This is a genomic window from Psychrobacillus insolitus, assembly GCF_003254155.1.
GTDB lineage: Bacteria > Bacillota > Bacilli > Bacillales_A > Planococcaceae > Psychrobacillus > Psychrobacillus insolitus.
Genome location: NZ_QKZI01000002.1, coordinates 241972 through 260851, shown reverse-complemented (window position 1 = coordinate 260851; position 18880 = coordinate 241972). Strand labels below are relative to the sequence as shown.

The following is an 18880-nucleotide window of genomic DNA, read 5'->3' as shown; positions in this document are numbered from 1 at the left end:
GCTTATTTGTAATATGCTGCAACTTCTATTTCTAGTTTTTTAAATAATTCCGCCATTGGTATAGCATTCAAGTCACTTTCAATTTCTTCATCATTTTCAAGTAACCCTTTTACTAGGCCTACATTGGTGTGTTTTTTAATAGTGTCATCTAAATTCAAAATGGATTGAATGGTATTAACTACAAGTTTATTACTTTTTATCTTTAAGCGATTTTCAAAGAATGGATTTTTAATATCGTAGACCCCTCCAACAGCAACTATTGGAGAAAGATTTTCACGTCGACCTTTAATATCTCGGTAGAGGAATTTGAGTGTATTTAATAATTCAGTTACTCTTTTTGCACGCTCTTCCAAAGGAATTTCTACATCATCACTCTCATCAATACCAACTTTATCCAAGTCTATTGTTACTGTGTAAGCATAGAAAGATTTATGGATTTCACTTTGAGCAATATTACCACCTTTAAGCTCTTCGCCTTCTTTTCCTTCTGTTCTTTTGTAACGATCAAACAATCCTTTATTTGTTAAAAATTCTAAATCTGTATTATAACTTTCTAGCGCTATCGCATTGGAAAGGCGTACTACCGCCGCTCTTGTTTTTGTGGATTTAGATGTTTTCATATATCCAAATAAATCAATCTCAGGGTAGTCTGCAATAGTTGCGTCTGGGTGGAACTGGAGTACTTTTTTATCTAATCCTAGAGGAGTGTTAGCCACCCCCATTTGATCTACAATATTGAAGCGTAAAGCTTGTCTTGAAATATATGAGTACATCTCATGATCGCCTCTTGAAATTTTTTTCAGTGACGTAACGTTTCCTACACCTTCTCCATAATTTGCACTTTCTGCTTCGAAAATCATACTTAGTGTTAATCCTTTTTTACGCATGTACCATTTTCACCTCTTTTTTCTCCTGGCCATCATATCCTTGTAAACCTAATAAGAAAGCATAACCAATTGTTTGAAATTTTTCTTGATCACTAAGCGCTTGTACGAAAACAATTGGAATCGCTACTTTTTTATAGCTATACGCCTGAATAAGTGTCTCCATAAATTTGTTTGGATTTTTTACTTTTAGAGCATTTAATAACCTATAGGAAATACCACCTAGTTTATTTTCTTGACCGTAATATTGTTTTTTCAAATAGAACCCAATGTTTCTTACCTTTTCTAATTCTTCAAATGTCATAAAGTGAATACCTCCTTTGAATTGGTTATTCGAGATGCGTAATATATGTTTAATAGCGATGCCATTTTTAAATTCGCCTTCTATAAATAATTTCATCAATCGATAGAGTAAGTCATAAAAGGATTGACCATTGTATAGTCTTTTTATGACTTCTTGATAAAGCCCAACATATTCTTTATTTTCTTTTGCAAACTTACCAACTAAATAATTCAAACTACTTTTCGAATCAATCATTGTCTTTGCTCGTTCGCGAGATAAAATATTAAACGTGTATGGTCGTGACTCATTATATTTATCAAACTTCACAATTTGAATATTATCAATTTCTAATTCTTTTTTTCCAACGGCATTTTGAATCATAACATCTAAAATACGGTAATAAGCCATTTCCTCTAACTCATCTGGAGTAATTTCCTTCTCTCCATTCCTTAGAGAAATAGAATTTGCTGAAATTAACTGTTTTACTGACTGATTATTATTAAGAAATATTCCTTTTCCTTTGGCAATCGTAAACCCAAGTGGTACACAACTATAGATTAAGTTACATATCGGACAAATAAACAAGTCTTTTTGATGGTTCCAATAATGTGAGGATTTTCTTGCTGAATCCACCCCCATTTTTTGTAGCCAAGTTAAATCAAAAGTCTCAGACAATTTCCCCATTGTATTTTCACATAATGCACAGTGCAATTTATTTTTTTCGTATTTTCTTTCGTCTTTCTTAGTTTCAATATAAGTCAATGCAGCATTTGTGAAATAATTAGCGTATTCCCCATAAAGATCTTTTTTACTAGCAGTACTATTTAGAAAAGAAACGTTTGTCCAAAAACCTTGTATAATTTGATAACTTAGACTGCGTGCAACTAAATAGTGCTTTGCTTGCGAATGTTTTAAGTGGCTTATGCAGTCCAATAATTTACCTGCCTCTTCTTGAACTAGTGGCTTAATATCTCCTATGGATTCACTTTTCTTTTTAGTAATTTTCTTTAGTGATTGTGCGATTTCTACAAAGGGGAAATATACTTCGGTTAAAAACCCGTATGTATTTTTATAGCTGTTAGAAGTAAGCCATTTCTTTACATTTTCAATTAACGTATTAAAATCTTCTAAATGCTTTTCTTCTATTTGTTCAGCTAAACAAGATTTTATAAACTCTTCACTTGAAATCATCTTTTCATAGCTTGTCTCACATCCATAACGATCAATAAGAAAATTAAAATAGTGTTCTCCTATGTCCTCCAAGTTGCTTTCCTCAAATAAAAGGGATTGTCCCTCCACCTCACACGGAATTTTGGCGTGCTGAAATATTCTTAGCAATCCTAGTACACCAGCATTATAGAGAAAATCATTGAGTGTTACTTTAATCGTCAAATTGATTCACTTCCCTTATTCATCTACTAATTCCACAGCTCCGAATAATTGAGCCCTTCTATGACCAAGTCCTGCTTGCGTTAATATAGTTAAATCTTCATTATGTCCCTCTAACAAAAATAACCCTTTGTAACTTTCTACAAATAAAATGGATTTATTGTTCAATTTCCTAAATGAATCATGTTGTAACTGAACGATTGTTTTTTGCATCGATATAGGAGTAAACTTCAATGGTCTATTGAGCTCTCTACCTTCAACTGCCTTTACTACTTCGTTTGAAATATAGACTAGCTCTTTTTCATAATTTGGGTCTTCAACTGAAAGAAAACGACCACTCTTATCCTTAAGTGCAATCGGAGAAAGCGTGTTTAATAATATTTTTTCTTTTGTTGGTAATTTTTCCGTTAATATTTTGACATGATTTACATCTAATTCGTATTTCTTATATTTATAATTAGTTTTTTGTATGAACCCGTTATATACATGGATAAGAAACTCTGCGGAAGGAGATGAGATTATTAACTTGACCTCTCCATCAATTTGAAAGCCATCCTCTTCCATTCGATATGATTGTAAATAAACGGATCCCGTAAATGGTTTGGGAATTTTATTCGATTTTACACCGTATTGATACATACCATTTTTCAACTTGGGTGCAGATACTTCTAGAGCGGATTTAATAAGACTTGTAAACAAGAAATGATATCTACGCGGCAAGATAGGAGCATTAAAACTTACTTGTAACTTCATCTTTATGCCTCCAATTAAATTCCTTTATTATAGTTTTAAATTTTATATGCCAAGATATACTTTCTTAAAAAACTTGAAATCTAATTTAGTATAAAAATTAAGCTATATTAACTACTCTTAAAATATTTTTAAATAAATAAATGTAATTTAATGTATTTTTTAATATGAAAATTAATTAGTATTACCTAATTAACCATTTTTATATTACCAAATTAAATACTTTGTTGTATATAATATTCTGATAATCTTTACATTTAAGAATAAACTATTACAAAATTTACAATAAAAAAAAGAGCAGGAATCATCCCGCTCTCACTCTACTGTCGCAATCATTTTATTTTCCAGAGCACGCCATTTGTCCTCATCAATTGCAGAATCATATAACTTTTTGATGATTCTCAAATCCTCGGCATACGTAGAAATATAATCCTGTGCAACTTCAATTTCATTCACATACACTTCCCGAATTTGTAACAAAGCTTCATCATCTACTAAGGATTGGTCAATATGCGCGAAGAAATCCAAAATTTCATCGCCTTCTCGCTCCGGGTCATGTATATGAGGAGCTGTTGCATCCACCACACATAACTGTAACTCTGAAAGTATGATGCCATCCACACTGTTCGCATCCAAACCACACCAAATATAACGCACATCTAGACCATGATTTTTTGCTTCATCTGCAAACTTTTTCATAAAAGTAGACTTACCACTACCAGGTAACCCCTTTATATACAGTCGCGTTTTTAAACGAGCACTGATGGACTTGAATGTGTCTTCCGCACCAAGAGGTGTCAGTGAACCCATTAAACGATGGGTAATTTCAGGTCTTTTTTGAAGCTTTATATTGCCGATAGCTTCTTTGATCAACCGTTCCAACAATTCATCTATTCCATTCCAATTTACTGATGGAGCAATAATCTGCTCCCAATCATCATGAATCGTTTTTGCTCGAGATAGAGCTTGTAGCCCTTTTGTTAACCAAACATTATTCGCAATTTGTTTATCGCGAATAATTGGTCCAATATCTCTTAGCTTTCTTTCATCATAAGCTTCATAATACAGAACCCATTCATGGCCCGCTCCGTAGTAGGATGGATCTATATCATCGGATTGTAAATAGAGAGTCCGATTGTCTACAATATAAATTCCTTCCAGGATATCTTCGTGAAGTGGATTGTAAAACCATTCCGTATTTTTTCCTCTACGGGATGCTGCATATCCAACTTCTTTCAAAATGGTAGAAACCTTTAAAGAAAGCGGCCCCTTAAAAAAGTAGACTTTGTAAGCTTCCTGAATGATTTCATTATAAAAATTCTTTACTCCATTTCCTGTATATGAGTTCCCCATATAGTGTGTAATTGTCCCGGTCAGCTTCTCCATCCTTTCTACATGTTCATCCATATTGAATATATGCAAAAATTTCACTCACTATGAATAAATTTAGTGTGTCTTACTCTCAATTCTATTAGTTTTTTTAAAAAAAAGAATGGAGAGTAACTCGTATACACACGATTGTTTCTTGAACACTTTAGATAGTTTTCAACGATTACTCTTTTCTTATGTCCCCAAGTGTTCCATTTACCATATTGAGTAAGTCTAAAACTGCAAGCTTTACTTGTAGGCCAATCTTACCTCCACTAACAATAATATAATCAAGCTCTTGTGCACTTTTATCTATTACAGTTGGGAATAGTTTTTTCATACCAATAGGCGAACACCCGCCTCGTATATAACCCGTAGTAGGAAGTAAATCTTTTAAATGAAGTAACTCTACTTTTTTCTCCCCTACTACTTTTGCGACTGCTTTTAAATTTAGTTCTTTGTCGACTGGAATAATACAAACAAAATGTTTCCCATGACCTGCAGTTACAAGCAAAGTTTTATAGACAACAGAAACGGGATAGCCTATTTTATTTGCTACTGTTATTCCGTCTACTGAATTACCAGTTAACTCATATTCTATTAATTCAAAAGGAACTTTATTCTGTTCTAACATCCGCACTGCATTCGTTTTTTGTATTTTCGCCATATTATTAAACTCCTAAGCTACAGTTCTTTTTTTTATTTTCCATGTTGTCTAAGTAATCCCGTAAAAAAAGAGCATCACTCGCTCGAGGCAAGTGATGCTTTGGATACTATTTAAACATGTTACTTAAATTTGCCATTTCTATTGCAGAAATCGCTGAGTCATATCCTTTATTTCCTGATTTTGTTCCAGCTCGTTCAATTGCTTGCTCGATATTTTCAGTTGTTAATACGCCGAAAATAACTGGGACCCCTGTATCTAATGTTACTTTTGCAATTCCTTTTGCCGACTCGCTACAAACATAATCATAATGTGTTGTAGCTCCACGAATTACTGTACCTAAACCGATAATTGCATCGTATTTTTTTGTTTCTGCCATTTTTTTTGCGATAAATGGAAGTTCAAAAGCTCCTGGTACCCAAGCTATATCTATATTACTCTCATCTACACCATGTCTTTTTAGACCGTCCAGTGCACCTGTTAATAATTTACCTGTGATAAATTCATTAAATCTACCTACAATAATTCCTACTTTTAAGTCCGTACCAATTAAATTCGCTTCAAAATTTTTATTCATTCTCAATTCTCTCCCTTTTTATATAGCTCATTTTATTGTAAATTCTATTTTATATAGTTGTAGCAAGTGTCTCATTAGATAATCTAAATGCAATTAACGCTTCAATCGTAATAAGCTTTAATTGATGCTTTTTCGCAAAATCCATTAATTCTGGTAATCTTGCCATTTCTCCATTGTCACTCATAATTTCACAAATAACACCTGCAGGAGCTGATCCACTAAGTTTAGCTAAATCGACAGCTGCTTCTGTGTGACCAGGTCGTTCAATTACCCCATCTTTTTTCGCGATTAACGGAAAGATATGACCAGGTCTACGAAAATCTGTAGCGATAGAGTTTGGATTGACTATTTGCGCAATTGTCTCTGCACGGTCAAATGCACTTATTCCAGTCGTCGTATTAATATGATCGATACTTACTGTAAATGCAGTTCCAAAATAGTCTTCATTCTTCTCTAGCATTGGTTTAAAATCTAGCTTTACTGCTAACTCTTCCGTGATTGGAGTACAGATAAGACCACGGCCATGAGTTGCCATGAAATTAATCGTTTCTGGTGCAATATTTTCTGCTAACGCTACTAGGTCTCCTTCATTTTCACGGTTTTCATCGTCTACAACAATAATGGATTTTCCTACTTTTAAGTCTTCTATTGCTTCTTCTATCGTATTGAACATCGTTTAGCTCTCCTTTTTAAAATCCATGTTTAGATAAATATTCGGATGATACATTACTTGTAGTACTTTGTCTCTTCATCTGATGAATGATATATTGTCCTATTAAATCATTTTCAATGTTTACAAGATCACGTACTTTTTTTAGACCCATCACTGTTTGCTCATATGTATGAGGAATAAGTGATACGGTTACTTTATCGGAAGTTAATTTAAAAATAGTTAAGCTAATGCCATCAATTGTAATGGAGCCTCTCGGAATACAAAATTCACTAATTTCTTTAGATATTTGAATATCGATATAGACCGCATTTTCAGTTTTTTGCTTTTTTAAAATGACCCCGACTCCATCCACATGTCCTGCGACAAAATGTCCGCCAAATCTTCCATCAAACCGCATAGCTCTCTCTAAGTTAACTTTGCTACCATTCTGAAGCATTTTAATTGAAGAGGTTTTTACCGTTTCTGGTATAACGTCTACAGTAAACTTATCTGTTGAAAATGAAGTAACAGTTAAACAAACTCCGTTCACTGAAATACTGTCACCTAAGTGAATGTCTTCTAATATTTTTTGGGATTGAATGGTCAATTCCATACTATTTGCCGCTTTTTTTATAGCCGATACAGTGCCCAATTCTTCAACAATACCTGTAAACATGTAATTCCTCCTCTCTATTTTGCATAAATACAATAAAAACCCCATAGACAATTCTAAGGGGTTTGAGATAATCAAGATTTTAGGCATAGTCAAATAAACCTTTTGCATTGCTATTAATCGCAAAAGTAGTCATGCGTTGTCATCTTGTTCTTCTCCCATCCAGACTATACTGTCGGCTTTGGTATCGCACCAAATCAACCTATAAAGGCTCGCGGGCTAGATTTGCATCATTACCGCCGGTTGGGAATCTCACCCTACCCCGAAGAACATTCTATATTTAGTTACCTTAAAGATTTTTAATAAATAAAAAACCCCTAAGGCTTTCCTTGGAGTTTGGGAGTTTTAGATATTTCAAGCATCGTCAAATAAACCTTTTGCGTAGTTATGTATGCAAAAGTATACTAGCACTAGCTTGTTCCATCTATCCTTCTCCCATCCAGACTATACTGTCGGCTTTGGAATCGCACCAAATCCTGCTATAAAAGCTCGCGGGCTAGATTTTCATCATTACCGCCGATTGGGAATTTCACCCACCCCGAAGGACAACTATTTAATTTCGTTTTAATATACCACTTCTTTGAATACCTAACAAGTAGGTTGTCTTTATTATTTGAATTTATTAGAAAAATAAGAAGACTGCTAAAGCGTCCTTTTTCTATATGGATTTTTACGGTTCGCTTTGGACGAAACTTATGGTAACTGAAGTATAGCGAACTTAGATAAAGGGCCTAGAAAGTGACATGGTCACTTTCTAGGCCCTTTTTTCTTTTAAGTAAAAATTTTACGCTTTATTAATGATTAATCAAATTTCATTCCTTTTAGTAAGTCTGCGAAAGCATTATTCACAGGTTCCTCTTCCTTATCCTGCTGCTTCAAGTAATTCTGAACAGTACGTTTATCCACTTTTCCACCAGATTTTTTACGTCGAGCTTCAAACGCCGATAACTTCTCTCTAAATCCACACTTACAAGTGAAGATTTGACCATCGCCTTCGCCACGTAGCTCTAGTTTCTTCTTACATTGTGGGCAACGAGCGTTTGTGACACGTGCTACGTTTTTACGGTGACCGCATTCACGATCTTGGCACACAAGCATTTTTCCTTTTTTACCGTTCACTTCAAGCATTGGTTTTCCACAGTCTGGACAAGACTTTGTGGAAATATTGTCGTGCTTGTACTTTTTATCACTCGATTTAATTTCAGAGACGATTTCTTTTGTGTAGTTTTTCATTTCTGAAATGAATACTTCTTTTTTCAATTTGCCGGTAGCGATTGCTTCCAGCTTCTGCTCCCACTCGGCCGTTAGTGTAGGAGATTTCAATTCTTCTGGTACTAAATCAAGAAGCTGTTTTCCTTTTGAAGTAAGGTATATATCTTTTCCTTTTTTCTCCATAAGAAATGAATTGAATAACTTTTCGATAATGTCTGCACGTGTTGCAACAGTACCTAATCCACCAGTAGATTTTAATGTTTCTGCGAGCTGTTTATTTTGCGTGTCCATATACTTTGTAGGGTTTTCCATTGCCGTTAGTAATGTCGCTTCATTAAAGCGTGCAGATGGTTTGGTTTGGCCTGATGTTTGTGCAATTAATGTTACGTTTAAGGTATTGCCTTTTTCAATAAGAGGTAAAATCTGTTCCTTCAAACCTTCTGTTGTGTCATCATCGTCAAAGCGATTTTCATATACTTCTTTCCAACCACTTGATAAAATTGTTTTCCCACTAGCAATGAAGTTTTCATCACTGATTTTTGCACGCAGCGTTAGTTGCTCATATTCAAATGCTGGGAATAATACTGCTAAGAATCGTTTTACTACTAAATCATAAATTTTTCTTTCTTTATCATTGAAAGCGGAGAAGTTTACATAGCCTTCAGTTGGAATAATCGCATGATGATCACTTACTTTACTATCATCAACAAACGTTTTCGACGCTTTTATAGGTTTGCTTAATACCTTATTAGCAAGCGTGCGATATTCGCCTATTCCACATGCTTTTAGACGTTCAGGAAGTGTTCCAACGATGTCTTGCGAAATATAGCGTGAATCTGTACGTGGATATGTTAAGACTTTGTGTTGTTCGTACAGCTTTTGCATAATATTTAATGTCTCTTTTGCAGAGTAACTAAAGATTTTATTGGCATCACGTTGAAGTTCCGTTAGATCATATAGTCCAGGTGAAAATGTTTTCTTCGGTTTCTTTTCTATTTCAGTGACTGTCGCATTTGTGTTGCCAAGTTTTTTCACGATTACTTCGATTTTATCTTTGTCAAAGCTCCGGCTATTTCCTTTAGCATCTTGCCAAGTAAGCTTTAAATTGTCTGCAGTTTGTGCTTCAATACCGTAATATGTCTGGGCTTTGAAGTTTTTTATTTCGTCTTCTCTGTTAGCAATGATAGCAACTACCGGTGTTTGTACTCTCCCACAATTCAACTGAGCATTGAATTTTGTAGTTAATGCTCTACTTGCATTAAGCCCGATATACCAATCTGCTTCGGAACGAGCGACGGCTGATTGATAAAGATTTTCATAATTTTTACCCGGCTTTAAATTAGCAAAGCCATCTTTTATCGCTTTATCCGTTACAGATGAAATCCACAGGCGTTTAATTGGTTTATTTACTTTCGCTTTTGCAATGATCCATCTGGCTACCAATTCACCTTCACGTCCGGCATCAGTTGCAATAATAATTTCATTAACATCTCCGCGAGTTAGTTGAGATTTTACTGCGTTATATTGTTTGCCAGATTGATTTATAACAGTAAGTTTAAGATTCTCTGGTAACATCGGTAAATCTTCTAAATTCCACGATTTATATTTCACATCATAACTCTCTGGATCAGCTAACGTTACAAGATGGCCTAATGCCCAAGTGACGATATATTTATCGCCTTCAAGATATCCGTTTCCTTTTTTCGTACATTTCAATACACTCGCAATATCGCGGGCAACTGATGGTTTTTCAGCTAGAACTAAGCTTTTTGCCATTTTAAACATCCTTTCATCATACATACCTTAAATATAGCACAGCTGTTAGAAAGAATCAGAGCAATAGCCCCTAGTAATGAACATGAAACAATTGTCCGTGGTTATTAGAAATAGGAGGAGAAACACAAGTAAGACAGCACTTCTACGTAGTGCTGCTTTTTGTTGTGTTCGTGAGGTGGGTTGTCGTGTTGGTGATTGTTTTTGTCACTTTCATGAGATGGATTGTCGCGTTCGCAGCTATCATTTTCTCGCTTATCCATTTTGTTCCAATTCAATGAACTTCTTAGACTTTCATATTATTTTAAGTCAAAAGAAAACTGCCCTTCGTCAAAGTAAATGACGAAGGGCAGTAATTAGTATTCATTATTAATTTATTTAGTTGCTTTTTTGTTAAATAAAACCTGATCCAATGACCATAATTTACTACCGTTTAGCGCTAAGAATAAAGCAATTACCAAGAATAGTAGATCTAGTTCATAACCAGCACCTGCTTCAGGTGTACCTATAAATCCGATTGCTAGTTTTACTTTTAGAATTGCACCTACCAAAAGTGCTACGAAAAGTGCAGAAACTACTCGAGTACCAAGCCCTAAAATAAGAGCAAGACCACCTACTAATTCTAATGTAGCCACCACGTATGCAAAAAATCCTGGAAGTCCAATGCTATCAAACCATCCTACAATATTACCAATACCACCTTGAAATTTCACAAGTCCGTGTATAAAAAAGCTAATTCCTAACACAATTCTTAATAAAAGTGTACTTACATCTAATTTGTTCATATTTATTTCCTCCTATTTTTTAATGTTTTTAAGGCATTGAAGTACATTAATACATTATTTTTTCACACTTCAAGCCTTTTTAATTCTTTTAGAAATATTTTATTCATATAGGTGAACTATAAGAGCAAAAAAAAAGATAAACCCAAACGATTTTCGGAACCTCATCAACTATAATACGAATACTTTCGAACAGTATATGCTACATCACGCATACATAGTTCAATCAATTCATTCTCTCTGCCTTCTAGTATAGTTATGCTCAAAACCGGCATTTCCTTCTCCTTTCTAACAAACACTTTATATCTTTATAAGGATAATTGTTTCTTATAAGGTAACATTGTTTAATAGATAACGTCAACAAAATTGTGTTAGTATATATTCAACATAAAGATATTTTGGGAGGGATGAACATGGAAATCGGCTCAAAAATCCGAGATATACGAAAACGAAAAAAAATTACAATTGCACAAATGAGCGAACAAATAGGACTGTCAAAAGGATTTATCAGCAATATTGAAAATGACAATACTTCCCCTTCCCTCAATACGCTTCAAACAATTGCCAATTATTTAGACGTTCCACTTCCCTACTTACTTCTCGAGAAAGAACAACATATGAAAGTTGTTAGGAAGTCGGATCGAGTGTATACAACATTAAATGACATAAAAATAGAACACCTTACCTCACAATCTGGTTTACGAATGATGCACGTTAATTTACCATCCGGCGCATCAACCGGTAAAGCAATTGCTCATGCAGGTGAAGAAAGTCATCTTGTTCTGAAAGGTACTGTTCTTGCTGAGCAAGGGGAAGACTCAGTAATCGCTAAAGAAGGCGATTCATTCAGTTGGAATGCCTGTGTACCCCATTTTGTGAAAAATGTTGGAGAAGACGAAGCAATCTTACTAATTGCTGTCTATCACGAAAATAGTAACTCTTAATAAACTAAGCGCCAAGAGGAATTTTAATTTCACTTGGCGCTTTTTTCTTGTTGGCTGAATTGTCGTGTTTGGGTGGCGGATTGTCTCGTTCACCAGGTGGTTTGTCGCTGTCGAGATTATTTTTGTCGCGTTCGCAGCTATCATTGGCTCCCTTAGCCATTTTACTCCAAATCAAAAGACCCGAAAAGCTGTTTTCCAACAACTTTTCGGGTCTTTTATATTAATCAATGGATATCTATTGGGTCTTTACATAATGCTTTGCTCATTTCAGCGTACTGCACGAATACACGAGCTAGTTCACGCAAACGATTGTGCACATCTTCATCCACAATGACATTATTTTTATCAAAATGGCTCGAATGTGTATACACATAGTTTGGGGTAACTAAGCATCTGAAGTAATCCAAAATTGGTTTAAGTTGATTTTCAATTACTAGATGATGCTGGTACGTTCCGCCATTTGCGACAATAGAAACTGGTTTGTAGCGCATTGTTTTTGGATGTAAAAAATCAAACGTGTTTTTCAATACACCAGGAATTGATCCTTGGAAAATCGGTGTCGCGATAATATAACCATCTGCTTGGTCAAACTTACTTACAAGCAATTTCATGTCATCATTGTATTGCTCAAAAGGTCTACCATCTACAAATTGGTGCTCATAATTAGCAAGTTTAATAATCTCTATCGTGTAATTGGTATTAATTGATTCTATATAATCTTTCACTTGTTCTAAAATGACACCTGTTTTCGTTCCAATAATTGTTCCGTCTACAAGTAGAATTTTCATCTAACAGAACCTCCTTTATCCGTTCCTAATTGTATCAAAAAAGACAAAAAATTTTATACGCAAGGATTGATTTAGACAAAGTTCATTCTTTAGACTGAAAGGCCTAATCTTGAATGTATTCTTCTACTTTTACTGGAGTGAAATAATCCAACTCAATCATCTATTTTGTCATTTCTTTTAAATATGTCTTTCTTCTTATCCCAGTTAAATAACTCTTCTCTCGGGATTATCTTTCCTTCTTGTACTTCCAGGACCTTGGCGTTTAAAATATCTATCGACTTATATATATTCACCGCATTTTTTTTGCCATGAACAGCGTAATGGTACATGGCAAAAGCTAACTGTTTTCCTTCTATTGCTTTCATTCGTTTAAATGGCCCTATTAATAGTGGGTTTAATAACTGAAATGCACCTTCTGAGAGCCTTTCTCCCAAACGGAATTCTCCGCGATCTCCTGTCAATAAGGAAGGTCGGAAAATAGACAACTTTGGTAGTTTCAAATCAATTAGTTGTTGTTCCATTTCCCCTTTTACACGACTGTAAAAGAAAGGAGATTTTTTATTGGATCCTACTGCTGAAATAACAAGAACATGTTGGATTCCCCTCTTTTTTGCTAGGGAGGCAATTTGTAAAGGATAAATCAAATCCACTTTTTCAAAGTTTTCTTTTGACTTTGCTTTCTTCATCGTTGTTCCTAAACAACAAAAAAGATCATCTGCAATTTCAACATCCTTCTCTTCTAGCTCATCGAAATCTCTTATCCTCACATCTAACTTTGGATGTTTATATGTCATTTCTCTTCTGGCAATTACATAAATTGCTCCATATTCTTCACTTTCGCATAGTTGTTTCACTAAAAGTGCCCCCGTAAATCCTGTTGCACCAACTACTAGAGCTGTTCTTTTCTCCATTCTAAGAAACCTCCATTTGTTTGCTAGTCATATGCATCTATAAACTTCCATACACTATAAGAGACTATGTTGGAAAGGAAGATGAAACTTGAAAATAGCTTACTTATTAAATACACTTCCACACCGAGGGTTATATCCTGCATCTCGTGCAAAACTTTTATTAGAAGCTTTAAATACGAAAGAGTATCAAATTTTCATACCAAGCACGAATTTAAACTTAATTCAACATTTAGAAAAACAAGAGCTGCCATTTACATTATATTCAAACAACACTTCATTATTAAAATCATTAAAATCATTTGCTCCCGAATGCATTATTCATGATAGTGGAAATTCCGAAAAGGATTTGATTAATCGATTGAAAGCATTCGCTTGTCCACTTATTCATTTTGATGATCATGGTGGTGGTGGTGATTTAGCTGACATAGTTTTTCAATCATTATATGAAAATTCAAAGGAATTATCAAAGGAACATCATATTTCTGGTCCAACTGGATATATTCCAACTCTTTCAACTGTATATAAAAATAATAACACGTTGCAGGATTCTCCACATATAATCGTAAATTTCCCTCATGAAGATCCTGAAAATTTAACTTATCGTACACTCAGACATCTTGTACAACTTCATATTCCTTTGCAAATAAGCGTACTAGTGGACGAGTACTATAAACATGATATTAACGATTTAAAAAGATTTGCACTTACTAGAAAATCTATTCGGGTGATCTCTTCTACGAATGAATTAGAAACGTACCTTCCTACAGGTGATATGGTCATTTGTTCAGGAGCGTATACACCTTATTTAGTTTCACAATTTCAAGTACCTTGCATTATTCTTTGCGCACATGAAGAAGAAATTAATTTCGATTTCCCACAGGAATCTCACGGCTTTGCCAATTTAGGATTAGGTCGAAAAATAAAACAATCCCATCTTCAAAATGCGGTAATGGAAATTATTTTGCACGATAATCGTAGAAACTCATATATTCAAAAACAAAAACAAATTCATTTCGACTCAAATCTTTCTAAAGTTACAGAACTCATCCTCCAAACAATTGCCAATAAAAAAGCTGAGGAAGAAATAGCCCGTTATTAGTCATTGTATGCTACAATGGAGGAAAAAGCTGAAGGTGACTAATCATGACAAAACAACAACTACAAGCACAAATAGCTGAGTTAAAGATGGATTATATTAATTTACAAGGTGATATGGAGAAATTGGAATCCAATGGCCACCCAACTCAATTAGAAAATGCCGAACGTAGACTTGCCAAAATGGAAGACAACCTTGCAGAACTAAACAAACAACTCTCGGAATTGTAGTCCGATTCAGAGAGTTTTTTATATTTGGAGGAAAATAATAGATGAGTTTATTAACAGTAGAAAATTTGGAGCATACATTCGGAGACCGCACACTTTTTAAAGAGGTTTCTTTTCGTTTATTGGAAGAAGATCACGTTGGGCTTGTTGGGGCAAATGGAGTTGGTAAATCTACACTAATGAGTATTTTAACAGGAGAACTTATCCATGACCATGGTCGTGTAGAGTGGTTACCTGGCACGCATTACGGCTATTTAGACCAACATACTCGTCTGCAACCAGGACGATCTATATTTGATACACTAGGTGATGCATTTTTACCCCTTTACAAAAAAGAAGAAGAGTTAAATGAAATAATTGCTCAAATGGCAGAGGCAACTCCTGAAGAACTAGAAAAATTATTAGAAAGAATGGCTGATATTCAAGATATTTTGGATGCTGGTGGTTTTTATACATTAGATATGAAAATAGAAGAAATTGCACGTGGACTTGGGATAGATGCAATCGGCTTAGACCGTCATGTAGAGTCTCTATCTGGTGGTCAGCGTACAAAAGTTCTTCTTGCAAAACTATTACTAGAAAAACCAAAAGTATTATTACTAGATGAGCCTACCAACTATCTAGATGAAGAGCATATTAATTGGTTGTCCAACTACTTAAAGAATTATCCATATGCATACTTATTAATTTCGCATGATACTGACTTCATGAATGGCGTTGTAGATGTCATTTTCCAATTAGAGTTCTCTAAGCTGACACGCTACACAGCGGATTATGATAAATTTTTAGAACTTGCAGAGTTGAATAAAAAACAACATATTGATGCATATGAAAAACAACAAGATTTCATTAAGAAACAAGAAGTGTTTATAGCAAAAAATAAAGCTCGGTCTTCCACAACGGGACGTGCAAAATCTCGTCAGAAACAATTGGACCGTGTTGATCGTATCGACCGTCCAGAAACAGCTTCAAAACCTGAGTTTAACTTTAAAATGGCACGAAGTTCTGGCCGTTATGTTGTAGAAGCAGAAAATTTAGTCATTGGTTATGATAAACCACTTCTTCCACCGCTTAGTTTCACAATTGAACGTGGAGAAAAAATTGCACTTGTTGGAATGAATGGTGTTGGTAAATCAACACTCCTTAAAACAATTCTAGGTAAAATCCCTCCATTAGATGGGACCATTAATCGTACAGATCACCTATACCCATCTTACTTCGAACAAGAAGTAAAAGCCGGGAACATCACACCAATTGAAGAAATTTGGTCTACGTATCCTAGTATGGAACAAAACCAAGTACGTGGAGCTCTAGCTCGTACTGGTTTAAAAAGTGATCATATCTCCCGCCCACTCTCTAGTTTAAGTGGTGGAGAACAAGCGAAAGTACGCTTATGTAAACTGATGATGGAAGATAGCAACTGGTTGCTATTCGATGAACCGACTAACCATTTAGACATTCATGCAAAAGAAGAATTAAGACGTGCTATGCAAGAATTCAAAGGAACAATAATCATCGTTAGTCATGAACCTGAGTTCTACGAAGGTCTGGCAACTAAAGTATGGAACGTTGAGGAATGGTTCTCTACAGGAAAAGAAGTTATTGAATAATTAATAAAAGTAATAAGGCAGTTCACACTTGTTGTGAGCTGCCTTATTTTCAATATCTATGAAATAAAAAAACTGCCACAAAAAATCAGTTTTACTGACTTTCTGGACAGTCCCATGATGAAACACCTTATGAACACAACAAAGCCCGTCAACGCGTAATGATTTTATGCGCTGGTGGTTTTTTTAATATGTTAATGCTAGTGATTCTTTTGCAATCTCATCATTCAGGATCATTTCTTTCAAGCGCTGTTTCGCTCTGAATAAACGAGATTTTACCGTTCCAATGGACACTTTCATGACTTCTGCAATTTCTACTAATGAAAATTGGTGTACATAGAAATACAATACCGTTTTTTGATAGATACCATCTAACTCTGCTACTTTAGAACGGACTATTTTTCCAACATCTTGTTTTTCTAATTGCTCTTCTACTGATAAAACATCTGACGCGATTAAATCTAAAATAGATACGTCTAATTGTTCGGGTTGATGTGCAATGTATTTACTTTGTCTCACTTGTTTACGGTATTTATCTCTGAATGTGTTCATACAAATGGTTGTTAACCATGCTTTCACATGTTCTACTTCTTTCATATACGATTCATAGCGAACTACTTTCATCCAAACTTCTTGCATTAGGTCTTCTGCTTCTGGTTGATTTTTTGTTAGTTTCAAACACAAATAATATATATAGCGATTATATTCCTCGTAAATACCTTCAATTTTAACCTGCATGTTATTTCCTCCGCTCGGTTTTTCTTTATAACTCTATAATGCCAAATAACAACCTTTCCCTCTATCGTATTCTCTTTCAACTTGATTACAAACATGTAAGCTTGCATAGCTCAGGGGAGGAAGATACTCTGAGTTCCACAATCTCTCTCTAAAATACAAAAAAACGCATAAGAGTTATTTACTCTCATGCGTCTCTTCTTATACTAATTCTTCTATTTTCTCAATGGTAAGCTTCACAATTCTACTTCGGTCCATTTCATTGATCTCGATCAATAAATTTTCATACATGAATCGTTCATTTTCTTCTGGTACGTTCCCAAGTTGTTCTAGAACAAAACCGCCGATTGTATCATTTTCATTAATAATATTCGTATTAAACATGCTGTTCACTTCATCTATTTCTAAACGCCCAGCACAGATCAATCGGTTTTCTGTCATTTCATGAACGAGAACTTCTTCATCATGATCTGTTTCATCTTCTATTTCTTGTCCAATCATTTCTTCGATTATATCTTCATGAGTAACAATCCCAAGCGTTCCACCGTATTCATCTAAAACAATTGCCATATGTTTTTTGTGCGTTAGCATCAATTTGAATACTCTTTCTACACTTAATGTTTGGACTACGAATAATGGCTCTTTATCAAGATAATCATCTAGCTGAGCTGAAGGATTCATGGACCATTCGATCAACTTTTTCGAATAAAACATACCGACAATTGTATCTAAGCTATCATCATAAACAGGGTATCTAGTATAATAATGTTCCAATATTTTATCTCTTGCTTCTTCGTACGTTGCCTCTTTTGGAATACCGACCACTTCCGTTCGATGCGTCGATAACACATCTGCCACGTCTTTATTGGGGAAATCGAGAATACCTCTAATACGTTCCGATTCATCTTCTTCAAATGTACCTTCTGTAGAAGCAATATCAAACATAGAGCGTACTTCTTCTTTTGTTAATGTTGCTTCTTTAACAGCACCATTCGAAATAATTCGAATAAAAACATTGGTGAATTTTGCAATTACAAATGTTATTGGTTTTAAAATCTGGACGAGTACTAAAATAATTGGAGCAACATAATAAGCAATCCGATCAGAAAATGTAACAGCAATTGTTTTTGGTAATACTTCTCCAAAAATAATGATGATGACCGTTAGTATTGCAGTAGCAAGTGCGATATCCCACTCATACTGTAAAGCTATTATTGTTAATAATGTAGGCATCGCTATATTAACAATGTTATTTCCGATTAAAATTGTTGTGATCATTTGGTCCGGCTTCGCTATTAATAGCAATAATTTTTGAGACATACGATCCCCATTTTCTGCGCGAAGCTGAACCTTCATCCTACTAATAGCTGTAAGAGCCGTCTCACTTCCTGAGAAGAACAACGACAAAACTAAACAAATTGCTAGGTAAATAAACTCCATTTCTTACTTTTCCTCCTATGATAGTCCAAAATCTGTATTCTTTTCTAGTATTTTTATCATAACATATTCTTTTTTATTATGCAGAGTTGCTCGACTATTCATCTGAACTCGTGTTTGCTATACTA

At 34.7% G+C, this 18880-nt stretch carries 17 protein-coding genes, 1 pseudogene and 2 riboswitches; of the genes and pseudogenes, 4 read left to right on the top strand and 14 right to left on the bottom strand.

Translation table 11 applies throughout. From position 1 onward, the window contains the following. Positions 1 to 2: 2 nt before the first annotated feature. The 10 genes and pseudogenes from cas7i to C7437_RS08465 all read right to left on the bottom strand — a co-directional run bounded on the left by cas7i (position 3) and on the right by C7437_RS08465 (position 11010). The gene (gene cas7i, locus C7437_RS08510) at positions 3 to 887 is read right to left on the bottom strand and encodes a type I-B CRISPR-associated protein Cas7/Cst2/DevR (protein ID WP_111439248.1); all 885 of its coding nucleotides are present in this window, start codon (positions 885 to 887) and stop codon (positions 3 to 5) included. After that, on the bottom strand, positions 880 to 2559 hold the full coding sequence (gene cas8a1 / locus C7437_RS08505; RefSeq protein WP_245909250.1) for a type I-B CRISPR-associated protein Cas8b1/Cst1: 1680 nt from the start codon (positions 2557 to 2559) through the stop codon (positions 880 to 882). Before cas8a1 ends, cas7i begins: the two co-directional genes overlap by 8 nt. A 15-nt stretch (positions 2560 to 2574) precedes the next feature. Continuing rightward, positions 2575 to 3309: a CRISPR-associated endoribonuclease Cas6 gene (cas6, locus tag C7437_RS08500; RefSeq protein ID WP_111439247.1), complete on the bottom strand. Its 735-nt coding sequence runs from the start codon at positions 3307 to 3309 to the stop codon at positions 2575 to 2577. A gap of 312 nt (positions 3310 to 3621) precedes the next feature. After that, positions 3622 to 4728: a hypothetical protein gene (locus C7437_RS08495; RefSeq protein ID WP_146249620.1), complete on the bottom strand. Its 1107-nt coding sequence runs from the start codon at positions 4726 to 4728 to the stop codon at positions 3622 to 3624. Positions 4729 to 4858: 130 nt separating this feature from the next. Further along, the gene (gene ybaK / locus C7437_RS08490) at positions 4859 to 5341 is read right to left on the bottom strand and encodes a Cys-tRNA(Pro) deacylase (protein ID WP_111439245.1); all 483 of its coding nucleotides are present in this window, start codon (positions 5339 to 5341) and stop codon (positions 4859 to 4861) included. Positions 5342 to 5447: 106 nt separating this feature from the next. Further along, positions 5448 to 5915, bottom strand: coding sequence for a 6,7-dimethyl-8-ribityllumazine synthase (ribH, locus tag C7437_RS08485; RefSeq protein WP_111439244.1), 468 nt, complete (start codon positions 5913 to 5915; stop codon positions 5448 to 5450). A gap of 58 nt (positions 5916 to 5973) precedes the next feature. Then, a pseudogene (gene ribB / locus C7437_RS08480) lies at positions 5974 to 6588 on the bottom strand (3,4-dihydroxy-2-butanone-4-phosphate synthase); the annotation flags it as partial. Positions 6589 to 6604: 16 nt separating this feature from the next. Next, positions 6605 to 7243: a riboflavin synthase gene (ribE, locus tag C7437_RS08475; protein ID WP_111439242.1), complete on the bottom strand. Its 639-nt coding sequence runs from the start codon at positions 7241 to 7243 to the stop codon at positions 6605 to 6607. 143 nt (positions 7244 to 7386) lie between these two features. Further along, positions 7387 to 7514: riboswitch (FMN riboswitch) on the bottom strand. A 149-nt stretch (positions 7515 to 7663) separates the two neighbouring features. Continuing rightward, positions 7664 to 7790, bottom strand: a riboswitch (FMN riboswitch). 251 nt (positions 7791 to 8041) lie between these two features. Continuing rightward, complete coding sequence (locus C7437_RS08470; RefSeq protein ID WP_111439241.1) at positions 8042 to 10228, bottom strand: DNA topoisomerase III; 2187 nt, start codon at positions 10226 to 10228, stop codon at positions 8042 to 8044. A 371-nt stretch (positions 10229 to 10599) separates the two neighbouring features. Beyond that, complete coding sequence (locus C7437_RS08465; protein WP_111439240.1) at positions 10600 to 11010, bottom strand: DoxX family protein; 411 nt, start codon at positions 11008 to 11010, stop codon at positions 10600 to 10602. A 410-nt stretch (positions 11011 to 11420) separates the two neighbouring features. Here C7437_RS08465 and C7437_RS08460 point away from each other — a divergent pair, with 410 nt between their 5' ends. Beyond that, positions 11421 to 11951 carry a helix-turn-helix domain-containing protein gene (locus C7437_RS08460; protein WP_111439239.1) on the top strand — a complete coding sequence of 177 codons (531 nt, stop codon included), beginning with the start codon at positions 11421 to 11423 and terminating at the stop codon, positions 11949 to 11951. A gap of 224 nt (positions 11952 to 12175) precedes the next feature. Here C7437_RS08460 and C7437_RS08455 read toward each other — a convergent pair whose 3' ends face one another. Then, positions 12176 to 12739: an NADPH-dependent FMN reductase gene (locus C7437_RS08455; RefSeq protein WP_111439238.1), complete on the bottom strand. Its 564-nt coding sequence runs from the start codon at positions 12737 to 12739 to the stop codon at positions 12176 to 12178. Between the two features lie 152 nt (positions 12740 to 12891). Next, the gene (locus C7437_RS08450) at positions 12892 to 13650 is read right to left on the bottom strand and encodes an NAD(P)H-binding protein (RefSeq protein ID WP_111439237.1); all 759 of its coding nucleotides are present in this window, start codon (positions 13648 to 13650) and stop codon (positions 12892 to 12894) included. 88 nt (positions 13651 to 13738) lie between these two features. Between C7437_RS08450 and C7437_RS08445 the strand changes: the two genes are divergently transcribed. From C7437_RS08445 to C7437_RS08435, 3 genes are read left to right on the top strand one after another with little or no spacing between them, the layout of a single operon-like run. Further along, positions 13739 to 14749: a hypothetical protein gene (locus C7437_RS08445; protein WP_111439236.1), complete on the top strand. Its 1011-nt coding sequence runs from the start codon at positions 13739 to 13741 to the stop codon at positions 14747 to 14749. A gap of 44 nt (positions 14750 to 14793) precedes the next feature. Further along, complete coding sequence (locus C7437_RS08440) at positions 14794 to 14976, top strand: SE1832 family protein (RefSeq protein ID WP_111439235.1); 183 nt, start codon at positions 14794 to 14796, stop codon at positions 14974 to 14976. Between the two features lie 41 nt (positions 14977 to 15017). Then, positions 15018 to 16583, top strand: a complete 1566-nt coding sequence (locus C7437_RS08435) for an ABC-F family ATP-binding cassette domain-containing protein (protein WP_111439234.1) — start codon at positions 15018 to 15020, stop codon at positions 16581 to 16583. Between the two features lie 183 nt (positions 16584 to 16766). On the opposite strand, the gene C7437_RS08430 is transcribed toward C7437_RS08435, so the two are convergent. Then, entirely contained in the window at positions 16767 to 17318 is a 552-nt protein-coding gene (locus C7437_RS08430; RefSeq protein ID WP_111439233.1) for an RNA polymerase sigma factor, read from the bottom strand. Between the two features lie 198 nt (positions 17319 to 17516). Next, complete coding sequence (locus tag C7437_RS08425; protein ID WP_111439232.1) at positions 17517 to 18755, bottom strand: hemolysin family protein; 1239 nt, start codon at positions 18753 to 18755, stop codon at positions 17517 to 17519. Positions 18756 to 18880 lie beyond the last annotated feature (125 nt).